The following is an 11,709-nucleotide window of genomic DNA, read 5'->3' as shown; positions in this document are numbered from 1 at the left end:
AAATCATGAAGCTTGTTAAACCTGTCATGTTCGCTCTGTCGCTGGCGATGGTTGCCAGCGGTGTTTTTGCCGATACACCAGCGGAAAACGGAAAGAGCCATATCGTCCAACGAGGTGATTATAAGTACCTGGCGCCGGGCTATGACACCGAAGATGTGGCGCGCTTCTTTCGGGAAAGCCTGAATGGTTGGTCGGAGACGCCAGACAACGTCGCACGTTACTTTACCCCGACGGGGACATTTGAACTGGCCTATGCGCCGGCGGACGACTTCCCGATATTTTCGCGCTCCAATACCGGGCGGGAGAATATCACCCGTTATTTTACCGAGATGAGCGCCTATCTAGGGCGGCTCGAATATTCCGAGATAAAGAACTGGACCCAGCTCAAGACGAACGAGCCGGGTACGTACGTCTTCGAATACACCAGTCGCGGTCTGATCAAGGCCACTGGCGGAGAGTACAACCAGAAGTTCATTTCCATCGTCAAGGTGGCGGATGGCCAGATCTCCTACGTCCGTGAATACTGGGACCCCTACGTGGCACTGCGTGACTTCAATCTGATCCAGCGCACGCCCGCAACTTCCAACTGAGGTTGGTCTCATGAAGAACGCGTTCCTCGAGTTTGACCTTATCGTCGTTGGTGGTGGTTCGGCGGGTGCAGTTCTAGCGTCGCGCCTGAGTGAAACCCCTGGGTTCCGTGTGCTGCTCATCGAGGCAGGTCACCACTACGGCTCTCATGAGTTCCCAGACCGACTCGCATCGGTAGATTCGGTCGGCGGCGACGCCGAGCATCGATGGCCGCCGACACGGGATGTCGCCCGGGGGCGCCCGACTGGAGGGTTGCGAGCAAAGGTGATCGGCGGGGGCTCAACGATCAACGCTGGCGCATTTGTGCGTGCACCACGAGCCGATTTCACGCGATGGACGGAACATGGACTGAAGGGGTGGGCGTATGGTGACGTACTGCCTTTCTATAAAAAATGCGAATCTTCCGATTATGGCGATGATGCGCTTCATGGTCGTGACGGACCGATTCCCGTTCATTTGCGCACCCTGGATGAACTGACTCGAGATGCGCGCGAGTTCATTGCGGCGGCGCAATTCGCCGGTTTCCCTTATGTCGATGACGCGAATGGGCCCTCTTCGTTTGGAGTCTCCATTTATCCGGCCAATGTTCGCGACGGCGTGCGGATAAACACCGCCATGGCATATCTCGGTCGCGAAGTGGTTGCGCGCGAAAATCTCACGCTTGTCGCTGACGCCAGCGTCGATGTCCTGTTGTTTGCAGGCAAGCGCGTGGTCGGTGTCAGGCTAGCCGACGGCAGAGAGTTTCGCGGTCGTCAAGTTGCGCTTGCGGCTGGTGCGGTTGGCAGTGCGGCAGTGCTGATTCGCTCAGGCATTGGGCCGCGAGCGAAGCTCGAACGACTTGGGATTCCACTTGTAGAAGACTTGCCGGTGGGGCAGGCGCTGATGGATCAGCCGCATGTCTACTTGCAGGTTGTGACACGCGATGGAGGTGAGCGGACGCCAGCGGTGGGCGGCAAGGTGTGGGGACGTTCGCCACTCGCAACGGGAGAGGAACTCGATTTCTACCTTGGCTTCAATCATTACGCGGACGAGTCAGTCGCGTCCTCCGGACATGCGTTCGGAGTCATAGTATGCGCCTGTCATGTGGAGTCTCGTGGAACGATGGAATTGCTTGCCCGTCATCCTGATGCGGAAATCGATGTTGCACTGAACCTGCTTCAAGTACCGAACGATACCGTCCGGCTGATGGCGGGCATCGAGGCTGCATTGCGTGTGGTACGCCAGGCTCCTTTGATCGAGCGCGTGGAGAGTGTGACGTTCCGCGACGGGACCCCGGTGCCGGACGATCCGGATGTTCTGCGTGCAGCTTTACAGCAACATGTGGAACCCACCCTGCACATCACATCAACGGCGCCAATGGGGGCCGCGCGCGACGGTCTCAGCGTGACGAACTGCGAAGGCATGGTGTGGGGAGTCGAAGGACTGCGTATCGTGGATGCGTCAATCTATCCAGAGACACCTTCCGTGGCGACGAACCCGACTGTAATCATGGGAGCTGAATACTTGGCACACAAGATCACCGTATCGGAGCAGCGACGCTGAATATTTGCTGAGAGCGTCACTGCAAGCCAAGGATTCGAATAACGCTGTGGTATCCCGATGATGGTGGGGCGCCTGACTTCGAAGATACTTCAGGCTCCTGCCAAGGGGCGGGGAGGGCGTGCACGCCTTCCGTCATTTCGGCGCGTTGCCGAGCATCTCGTCCAGGTCGCGCATGGTCTGTTTCCTGGCCTGGACGCCCTTGAGTTCGGCGAACATCGCCTGGACGGTCCGCACCATGCGCGCGGTGGCCATCTTGCCCAGTGGCAGCATCTGGTTGTTGGCGCGGATGGCAGGGGCGCAGACGAAGGCGAACGAGCGTTGCAGCCAATAGTCGTACTTCTCCGGATCGATCCAGCCTTCGACGGTTTTCACGTTGTTGATGACGTTGTCGATGCGGCGCATGGCGCGCGCGTTGTAGAAGCGGATCCTGCGCTCCTTGCACTTGAACTGGACTTCATAGGCCGCCAGCGTCGGCATCGACGGGTCTTCGAAGATCTGCATGATCTGCGCCGACTGAATGCCCTTGGGCTTCTGCACGATGCCGGCGGCGTCGGCGACGAATATCTCGTTGTTGTAGCGTTCGCCCTTGCCGTAGACGATCCAGTAGTCGCCCGAACTTTCGGCGATGGCTGTCGTTGCCGTGCACAGGAGGGGCAGCGGCAGCAGCCAGCGTCGAAGGTGGAGGAGTGGTTTGGTCATCGCTTCTTCCTTGAAATGTGGTGTTCCTGGCCACGGGGGCGTCCAAGGGAGGAATCATAGGTGCGGGCGGCCGCGAGGGTCGACTAGCACGGATGAACTATGGGCGCGCCGGGCGATCCCCGGGGCCGCCCGCCCGCGGCCCTCGCTGTCGCCTGCATCGCGCCAGTCCATGCGGGCGATCTCTGGCTCGTCTACAGCGAAGAAGAAAAGCCCAGCCGCATCTTCGTCGTCGTCGACGAGACCTATCTCGATGCGCTGCCTTTTTCCGAGCGGACCTGCCAGCTCGAAACCATCACCACCCTGGAAAATCCCAGGGTGCCCGACTGGGTCTCCTCGAACATGCTCATCAACTGCGCTCGCAAGACCCTGGAGGAGCGGCTCATCCAGGTCTCGCCGCCGAGACGCGCGGTTGCGTCGCGCAGGCCAGGCGCGGAAGCCTTCGCTGTCGTTCGTACCGGTGTGCGAGGAACGTTCGTCAGGTCATTCCTTGCGGATGACAAGAGCCAGCGTCTCCAGCGTAACCGGCTTGAACAGGACCTCATCCGCGCCCGCTTGCTGGAAGCGCTCCGCCATGGCCTCCTCGGCGCTGGCCGTCAGGGCGATGATGCGGCGACGGGCGCGGCCTTCGGCCTGCTCTTCCGCGCGGATCCGGGCGACCAGCTCGAAGCCGTTCATCTTCGGCATGTGTCCATCCGTGACGAGCAGGTCGAATTGCCCTGTCTTCCACCGTTCCCAGGCTTCGAGCCCGTCCTCCGAAAGCGTGACGGCATGGCCCAGCTGCAGTAGTTGTCCTTCCAGGACGATGCGGTTGAACGGGTGGTCGTCGGCGACGAGGATGCTCAGCGATGTCTCCCGCGTATCCATGTCCGGACTGGCCGTCACCTCGGGCAGGGTGGCCGGAGGCGCGGCGAGCGGCAGTTCGAGCGTCACGCTGAAATGCGAGCCCTTGCCGGGTTCGCTCTGCAGCGCGATATGCCCGCCCATGTGCTCCACCAGGCGCCGCGTGATGTTCAGGCCGAGCCCGCTGCCATGAGCCTGCCCGGCCTGGGCGGATTCGACCTGGGCGAAGGGCTGGAACAGCTTGGCGCTGTCCTCCGCCGAGACGCCGATGCCGGTGTCGATGACGTCCAGTTGCACATGCAGATGCTGCGACCGGCGCGTGCCGCTTACCCGCATGGTCACGCCGCCCCGCTCGGTGAACTTGATGGCGTTGCTCAGCAGGTTGAAGGTGATCTGCTTCAGGTGCAGCGGATCCACTGTGACCCACGGGTCCACCTCGCCATGGAACTCGGTGGTCAGCGTCAGCTGTTTCTGGCGGGCCAGGCCGTCCACCAGCCCGGCTATCTCTTCCATCAGCGCCTTCAGCGCCACGGCCTTGGGCGTGGAGTCGATTTTTCCGCTTTCGATCCGGCTCAGGTCCAGGACATTGCCGATCAGCAGGAGCAGCCCCTGGGCAGCGGTCTGCGCGGCGACGAGCGATTCCTTGTCCAGCACGCCCTGGTCGGCCTGGCGCAGGGCCAGTTCCTGCAGGCCGATCACCGCGCTCAGCGGGGTACGCAGCTCATGGCTCATGGTCGACAGGAAGATGCTCTTGGCCTGGTTGGCGGCCTCCGCCTTCTGCTCCGCCTGGCGGGTCCTGCGGATCTGCCGGGTCAGGTAGAGCCCCCAGACGATGGAAATGGCTACCAGAAGCAGAAACACGCCCAGGATCTGCAGGATAAGTTGCCGGTAATCACGCCAGAAGCTTCCCTTGATGCTCAGATACCTGGGCTCCCATTTCCTGATCAGCTCGGAGATTTCTTCCGGGGTCACCGAGAGCTGGGCCTTTTCCAGGATGCTGTACAGCTCCTTTTCCGGCGCCTGCACGGCCAGGCTGACGGGGCGGCTGTACTCGTCCAGTACGCCTGTCACCCGCAGGCGATTGTCGAAGCGTTGGGTCACCACGAAGCGGGCGGCGTAGTCGCTGCCGACGAAGCTGTCGTTTATGCCTTCGTCGACGCTGCGCAGCGCATCGACGAGGGTGGGATAGACGGCCAGTCTGATGCGTGGGTGATGCGTGCGTATCTCGCTTTCCAGGAAGTAGCCGGAAACCACCGCCACGCGCTGCCCCTCGAGTTCGGAAAGGTGATGGACCTGATCGTTTCCGCTGGGTCTGGGCGAGCCTTTCGCGGCGAGGACGATGACCGACGACTGCAGGTAGGGCGGCAACAACTCGATGCTGTCCGATAGTGCTGGCGTAGGCGACATCACCGGCGACAGCAGGGCATCCCCCCTGGCCATCGCCTGGTCGAGTTCCGTGTAGTTGCGGGCGGCGACATAGTCGAAGCGGAGGCCGCTGCGGCGGCTGACGAGCTCCAGGTAGTCCGGGCCGATGCCTACCGCCTTGCCATTCTGGTCGAACTGCCCGAGCGCGCCCAGCGAACCATTGAGCACGACCTTGATCCTGGGGTTCTCCGCCAGCCAGCGGTTTTCCCTGGGCGTCAGGGCTATCCGGTTGTCGCTCAGGCTGATGCTTCGGCCACCGCTCCAGCTGCGCAGGATGCCGTCGCCGAACTGTGCGGAGACGACAGGCAGGGCCTTGTCGAGATAGGCGCGCAGGCGCGCGTCGTCGGGTCTCAGGAGAAAACCGAAGCCTCGGCTTTCGATGGGGGCGAAGCTCTTGATCTTGAGGTTCACCCAGTAATTGGTATTGATGAGGTAGTTGCTGGAAACCACGTCTCCCAGCGCCGCGTCGACTTCGTCGAGGGCCAGGGCCTCCAGTGCCCGCTTGGTGGATTCGTAGAGGAACAGCCGACTGCCGGGATAGGCGGCGGCAATCTGCGTTTCCGTGAGATAGCCGGGAGGGAGGGCCAGGCGGATGGCGGATTTCTCCAGGGATTCAGCTGCGTCGCTGGTGGTGACCAGCACGGGTTGGTCGAGCAGGTAGAGTTCGCTCAGGGCCAGTTTGCTGGCGCTGGCTTCGACCGGCGTGCTGCTGCCCAGCAGGTCCACTTCACCCCGGCGCAGGGCCTGGAGCGCGGCTTCCCGCGAAGGATAGCGGGCGATCCGGACGGGTTGGTCGAACAGCAGTGCGAGATAATCCGCGGTAATGCCCTGCAGATGATTGGCGCTGAGCAGTTCCAGTGGCGGATAGTCGGGGCTGGACACGCCAAGGGTCAGCGGTCCCCGCTCGGCCAGCCACTGCCTATCGGCTTCGTCCAGCCAGGGGCGAAGGGTCGGGGCTACCCGCCCGAACAGGGTGATGGGCGTCTGTTGGGCCAGGCTGAGCGTGTTGCCGGCAAGGAAAACGACAAGAAAGGCTAGCGCGCGCCAAGCCATTGCCCTCATGGAGTGTCCTTCGAAATCTGCTGGGTGTGGATGCGTCGGAACCGTGCGTCGGCGGGCCTATGGCCTGGCGCGCGGGGTCCCAGGCGATGTCGAGCTGGCTGCCTTGCCGGCAGGCCCTCTTCACCGGCGAGGTGTGACCGGCGCAGAGCCTCCTCCATCCTTGCAAGGCGAACGCGGGAAAGAGGGAAACGTTTCAGACGGACCGGGAATGTCGGTACTTCGACGTTCAGGCGTTCGGTACGCGTTCATGACCGTGCTTCCAATGCTTGGCGGCAGGGACTCGATGGATCTGTCCTGGGCGCCATGGTAGCACCTGTCCGCCACGGACGCCTCAATGATCCTTGCGGCCAGGGTGCTTCCGCGAATTTTCGTTACTGTAGGACTTTCCCGACTTGAGCCGCTGTGTTGGCGCGGCCGTTGCGAAGCGAAAGAACTGCTCAGCTGCAACGCATGCATGCCTGGAGCCGGCGCGCTTCGCGAGGTGAGGGCAGCCACGCGGGATGGGCGATAGCGGCAGCGGACGCTGGTCAATTCCCTTATCCTCGCCCATTGATTGATGTTCCGATGGCTGGGTTCAGGTTGATCTGGCTAGGCCGATGGGTTTGACATGCGGAAACTTGCTGGCCGAATCCGCAAGCATGACGATGAGGGGCGTATGAACGAGAAACTGGATTCGAAACAGTCGATGGATAGGCTGTTCGATAGCCGATCCTTGGAGTCCATAACAGGCGGTGAGCCGGACGCATTGCGACGTCTGCTGGACACGCTGCTGACGAGCAGCCGGGACGACCGCGCACGTTTGGCGCAGTTGCTCGAACACAAGGACCAGCAGGGGCTGGCCGAACTTGCTCACCGCATAAAAGGCGCTGCCAGGGTGGTTGGCAGCAGCGTCCTGGTGGAGGCTTGCACCCGGCTCGAGGAGGCCTGTCGGGGGCGGGGCGAAGGTCTTGCCCTGGTGCCCGGCTATGCGGCGACTCTGGACGATGGACTCGAAACGTTCGAGGCCAGCATTCTGGCGGAGTTGGCCAGGCTTACAAAAGTCTGAGTCGTTTTCGGTGGTGGGTTCTTCAGCGGCCTACCACCTACCAATTTCTTATCCTGCGGAGACATGCTTCTTCTCCTGTCTCCTGTCTCCTGTCTCCTGTCTCCTGTCTCCTGTCTCCTCGAGGCCGGGCCGTCTGGTCCCGGTTTCTCTGCGGCACCTGAAAAACAGCGTCCATCTAATTTCAATGGATCTGCCATGGTTTCAATCGGGCTTGTGTGAAGCGCCAATTCGCCGATGAATTGATATGGGCTTTCTGTTTCGCAACTACCGGAACTTCTGGAAGTTTTTCCACTTGTGAACGCAAACAGGCGGGCTTTCCTGTCTCGTTATTTGAGATGAATCATTATTTAGGGTCCTTGTAGGAAAATTCATACATTTCGGGGGGACGTTTCATACGGCGGCATGGGAAGCGATTAATTGTCGTCCCATTGAGGCTTCTGGAGAATAGGCGTGGCTCTTACGGAGTTAATTTTCGCAATACATTCACTAGCAAAAAGGAAGCTCAATCGTGTCCATTTCCATGAAAAGTCTTCTGGCTGCCGCAGTAGCCAGCCTGGTCGTCGGTAACGCCATGGCTGCAGACGGCACCATCAACTTCACCGGCAACATTACTGCTGCATCCTGCAATATCACCGGCGGCGCCGGCACCGGTGTTACCGGTGAGAAAGGCAACAAGATCATCGACGTCAACCTGGGCACTGTCAGTATCGATGCCCTGGGTGGCACCGCTGGTGGCGGCATCGCGGCCGGCACCAACATCAACCTGGATCTGGACTGTGGCGCTACTGGTACCGGCCTGACCCACGTTCAGCTCCGCTTCGACCCGCAATCCGGCTCCCAGGTCGACCCCAACAACAACCAGTTGCTGAAGCTGACTGGCGGCTCGACGGCCAAAGGTGTAGGCATCGGCCTGTACAAGCAGGACGGTACCCGTATCAACCTGTCCAACTCCAGCGACGTCTTCGAGGAAGCGCTGGTCAAGGCTGGCACCGATCCGGACTACACCTATAGCGCCAAGCTGAACCTGCGCGCCGGTTATGTCATGACCGCCTCCGATGCCAAAGGCGTAACTGCGGGTTCCGCGAACGGCACCCTGCCGTTCACCCTGACCTACCGTTAATCCGCCCTGTAGAGGGGGGGGCTGCGGCCCCCCCTTTCTCAAGCTTCGAGTTAAACCATGAAACTTGCATTGTCTTCCAGATTACTTTGGGCTGGCGCCTTCATGTTGTTTTCCGGCATGGCCAGTGCGGGCATTACCTTGGGTGGCACACGCGTCGTTATCCAGGCTCCTGCCAAGGAGGCGTCCATCCTGGTGAAGAACCAGGCCGCAGAGGACATCATGATCCAGTCCTGGATGGAGCCTGAATCCGGCAGCGGGATACAGGATGTTCCTTTTGCGATCACGCCACCACTGAGTCGGTTGGGCGCGAACAAACAGCAGAACCTACGCATTCTCTTCCAGGGTCAAGGGCTGCCGTCGGATCGTGAGTCCGTGTTTCGCCTGAGCGTCCAGGAAATCCCACAGAAGGCAAAAGGGGAAAACACCCTGCAGATCGCACTTCGTCAACGTATCAAGGTTTTCTATCGTCCGGCAGGACTGCCGACTGTTGAAGACGCCCCAAAGAACTTGAAATGGCGCCTGGTTCGTCAGGATGGAAAAGCACTCCTCGAAGTCACCAATGATTCACCCTTTCATATTTCCTTTGTCGCCGTGAAGTTGAAGTCCGGTGGCAAGTCCTATGAAGCCATGGCGGACATGATTGGACCGAAGTCCTCTCAAAAGTTGGTTCTAAAGGATGCTGTTCCGAGTACCGCCACCGGTTTGAGCGTCGAGTTTGAAAACGTCAACGATTTTGGTGCCTCCGAGAAGCACTCAGGTGTCCTGACAAACTGATTCATATGCAGGGTAGGGCAGGTCGGAACCTGTCCTGATTACGGACAAGTATTTCCAGCCTAAGTTGGGAAGTTAGCCCAAGGGATAGTCTCGTGGCCATTTTCAGGAAAAAGTTCAATTTCAAAATAGCCCTTTGTTCCGGGTCTTCCTGTTTTATGGCCCTGGGGCTTGCGCTGCCGGCCGCTGTTCAGGCGGTGGAGTTCAATACGGAACTCCTGAACAATACCAATGGCAGTCCGGTTGAACTCAAGTACTTCGAGCAAGGAAACTCGGTTGCGCCGGGCTCCTATAACGTCGACGTCTACCTGAATCAGACGATGATCCGTCGCCAGGACATCAACTTCAGCGCCAATGCCGAAACCGGCGAGGTCCGTCCGGTCATCCAGGTCGGCCTGCTCAGGGACCTGGGTGTCGACGTCGCCCGCCTGATGCGCGACAACCTGATTCCATCCAATCTCGAGAACAATACCCCGCTGGACATCGCAGCGCTCATCCCCGGTGCGTCGGTCGATTTCGAAGTCAACCAGTTGGCCCTGCTGGTCAGCATTCCGCAGATGTACGTCCAGCGGCATGTCCGGGGCTATGTGGATCCTTCCCTGTGGGACGATGGGGTCACGGCGCTGTTCACCAACTATCAGGCCAACTTCAGCCGCAATACCAGCCATGGCGACAGCAGCGACTATCGATACCTGGGTTTGCGCAATGGCTTCAACCTGTTCGGCTGGCGCCTGCGCAACGACTCCTCCCTGGTCGGCGGCACCGGAATGCGCAACAAGTTCAGCAGCAACCGTACCTATGTAGAGCGCGATATACGTCCACTCAAGGGCACCCTTTCTCTCGGTGAGCTGTATACCAACTCGGAAATCTTCGACAGCGTGCGTATGCGAGGGGTGAGGTTGCAATCCGATATCGGCATGCAACCCGACAACGAGGTCGGCTACGCGCCCGTGGTACGTGGAATCGCTGAAACCAACGCCACTGTCGAGATACGCCAGGACGGCTACGTGATCTATTCCACCAGCGTATCGCCGGGGGCTTTCGAGATCACCGACATCTATCCCAGCGGTTCCAACGGTGACTTGGAGGTGAAGATCATCGAGGAGGATGGGCGCGAGCGAACCTTCAAGCAGTCGTATTCCTACCTGCCGGTGATGACGCGTAAGGGCAATCTGCGCTACAGCGTATCGGCTGGTGAATACCGGAACGACGGGCAACCTTCGCCCAAGCTGGTGCAGGGCACCACTGTCTACGGCGTGTCCGACAACGTCACCGGGTACGGCGGCCTGCTGGTGGCCGACAACTACAATGCCACCAACCTGGGCCTGGGCTTGAACACGCCTTATGGCGGGCTCTCGATGGACATCACCCACAGCCAGTCGAATGCCCGGCGCAGCGGCAGGAACCAGGGGCAGAGCTTGCGCTTCCTCTATTCCAAGACCATCAACTCCACCGACACCAACTTCACCATGGTGGGCTACCGCTACTCCACCGAGGGCTACCGGACGCTCAGCCAGCATGTGGAGGATCTGTCGAGCGAGGACTTCCTGAATGGTGTCAGCTATGGCCGGCAGAAGAGCCGCCTGGACCTGACGGTGAACCAGACCCTGTTCCGCACCAGTTCGATCTATCTTAGCGCCGGCGAAACGACGTACTGGAACCGCCAGGGCAGCACCCGCCGCTGGCAGTTCGGCTACAGCAGCAGCTACAGGAGCGCCACTTACAGCCTGGCGGTATCGCGTACCCAGGACACCGGGCCGGTGGGCCAGGCCGATACGCAGTTCACCGCCTCTGTCAGCATTCCATTGGGTAGTTCGAGTCGTTCGCACCGTGCCTACGCCAGTGCCGTATCGTCCCGGCATGGGGATTCCAGCCTGCAGAGCGGCGTATCCGGTTACCTGGACGATCAGAACTCCGTCAACTATTCCGTCCAGGCGGGGCATAGCAAGTACAACGGCGACAGCGGTAGCGTGGGGCTTGGCTGGGATACCGCGAAAGCTTCGTTGAGCGCCAACTACAGTCAGGGACGCGACAACAAGCACATCGACATGGGCGCCAGTGGTTCCGTCGTGGTGCATGGGGGCGGAGTGACCTTTGGCCAGTCGGTCGGGGAAACCTTCGCGCTGGTCGAGGTGCCGGATGTCTCCGGTGTCGGTATCGAAGGTTACCGGGGCGTGCGTACCGATGGCAGCGGCTATGCGGTAGTGCCCTACGCGCAGCCATACCGATACAACTATGTGAACCTGGATGCCACCACGCTCGGTTCCGATACCGAGGTTTCCGACAACTCCAAGATGGTCGTTCCCACTCGCGGAGCGGTGGTCCGCAGCAGCTTCGCCGCGGAATCCGGCCGCCGGGTGCAGTTCGAACTGTCCATGGGTTCTGGCGAGAAGATTCCGTTCGGTGCCCAGGCCTATGACTCGGAAGAGAAGGTGGTCGGCATGGTGGACAACCTTTCTCGTCTGCTGGTATTCGGCATCCAGGATCAGGGACGTCTTTCCATCCGTTGGAGCAGCGGCTCTTGCATGGCTGACTACCAGTTGCCGCCGAAGAATAAGGAGCTCGCCTATGAACGCGTGCAGCTCTCTTGCATCGCTTCCAGCAACAGGACTTGATA

General features: G+C 60.3%; 8 protein-coding genes. 6 read left to right on the top strand and 2 right to left on the bottom strand.

Features of this window, described 5'->3' with window-relative positions:
* Positions 1–5 precede the first annotated feature (5 nt).
* Together PSPA7_RS20965 and PSPA7_RS20960 are read left to right on the top strand one after the other, a co-directional pair.
* A complete protein-coding gene (locus PSPA7_RS20965) occupies positions 6–590 on the top strand; it encodes a nuclear transport factor 2 family protein (protein ID WP_012076813.1) in 585 nt (194 codons plus the stop codon).
* Between the two features lie 10 nt (positions 591–600).
* A complete protein-coding gene (locus tag PSPA7_RS20960) occupies positions 601–2,130 on the top strand; it encodes a GMC family oxidoreductase (RefSeq protein WP_012076812.1) in 1,530 nt (509 codons plus the stop codon).
* A 132-nt stretch (positions 2,131–2,262) separates the two neighbouring features.
* Here the strand turns inward: PSPA7_RS20960 and PSPA7_RS20955 are convergent, their stop codons facing one another.
* On the bottom strand, positions 2,263–2,829 hold the full coding sequence (locus PSPA7_RS20955) for a hypothetical protein (protein WP_012076811.1): 567 nt from the start codon (positions 2,827–2,829) through the stop codon (positions 2,263–2,265).
* A gap of 480 nt (positions 2,830–3,309) precedes the next feature.
* Positions 3,310–6,156 (bottom strand): ATP-binding protein, encoded by a 2,847-nt coding sequence (locus tag PSPA7_RS20950; RefSeq protein ID WP_012076810.1) that lies wholly within the window; start codon positions 6,154–6,156, stop codon positions 3,310–3,312.
* A 655-nt stretch (positions 6,157–6,811) separates the two neighbouring features.
* On the opposite strand from PSPA7_RS20950, the gene PSPA7_RS20945 reads away from it, so the two are divergent.
* The 4 genes from PSPA7_RS20945 (at position 6,812) to PSPA7_RS20930 (ending at position 11,707) form a co-directional block, all read left to right on the top strand.
* A complete protein-coding gene (locus PSPA7_RS20945; RefSeq protein ID WP_012076809.1) occupies positions 6,812–7,201 on the top strand; it encodes an Hpt domain-containing protein in 390 nt (129 codons plus the stop codon).
* Between the two features lie 508 nt (positions 7,202–7,709).
* Entirely contained in the window at positions 7,710–8,321 is a 612-nt protein-coding gene (locus PSPA7_RS20940) for a fimbrial protein (RefSeq protein WP_012076808.1), read from the top strand.
* A 57-nt stretch (positions 8,322–8,378) separates the two neighbouring features.
* Positions 8,379–9,095 carry a fimbrial biogenesis chaperone gene (locus PSPA7_RS20935; protein ID WP_041025387.1) on the top strand — a complete coding sequence of 239 codons (717 nt, stop codon included), beginning with the start codon at positions 8,379–8,381 and terminating at the stop codon, positions 9,093–9,095.
* A gap of 92 nt (positions 9,096–9,187) precedes the next feature.
* The gene (locus tag PSPA7_RS20930) at positions 9,188–11,707 is read left to right on the top strand and encodes a fimbria/pilus outer membrane usher protein (RefSeq protein WP_012076805.1); all 2,520 of its coding nucleotides are present in this window, start codon (positions 9,188–9,190) and stop codon (positions 11,705–11,707) included.
* Positions 11,708–11,709: the final 2 nt, after the last annotated feature.

Origin of the sequence: Pseudomonas paraeruginosa PA7 (assembly GCF_000017205.1) — a bacterium.
In the GTDB taxonomy this organism is placed as follows: Bacteria; Pseudomonadota; Gammaproteobacteria; order Pseudomonadales; family Pseudomonadaceae; genus Pseudomonas; species Pseudomonas paraeruginosa.
This window is presented reverse-complemented; position numbering and strand designations above follow the sequence as displayed.

Coding starts and splice junctions, on each gene's coding strand:
- PSPA7_RS20965 (WP_012076813.1), top strand. CDS start 6: ATGAAGCTTGTTAAACCTGTCATGTTCGCTCTGTCGCTGGCGATGGTT.
- PSPA7_RS20960 (WP_012076812.1), top strand. CDS start 601: ATGAAGAACGCGTTCCTCGAGTTTGACCTTATCGTCGTTGGTGGTGGT.
- PSPA7_RS20955 (WP_012076811.1), bottom strand. CDS start 2,829: ATGACCAAACCACTCCTCCACCTTCGACGCTGGCTGCTGCCGCTGCCC.
- PSPA7_RS20950 (WP_012076810.1), bottom strand. CDS start 6,156: ATGAGGGCAATGGCTTGGCGCGCGCTAGCCTTTCTTGTCGTTTTCCTT.
- PSPA7_RS20945 (WP_012076809.1), top strand. CDS start 6,812: ATGAACGAGAAACTGGATTCGAAACAGTCGATGGATAGGCTGTTCGAT.
- PSPA7_RS20935 (WP_041025387.1), top strand. CDS start 8,379: ATGAAACTTGCATTGTCTTCCAGATTACTTTGGGCTGGCGCCTTCATG.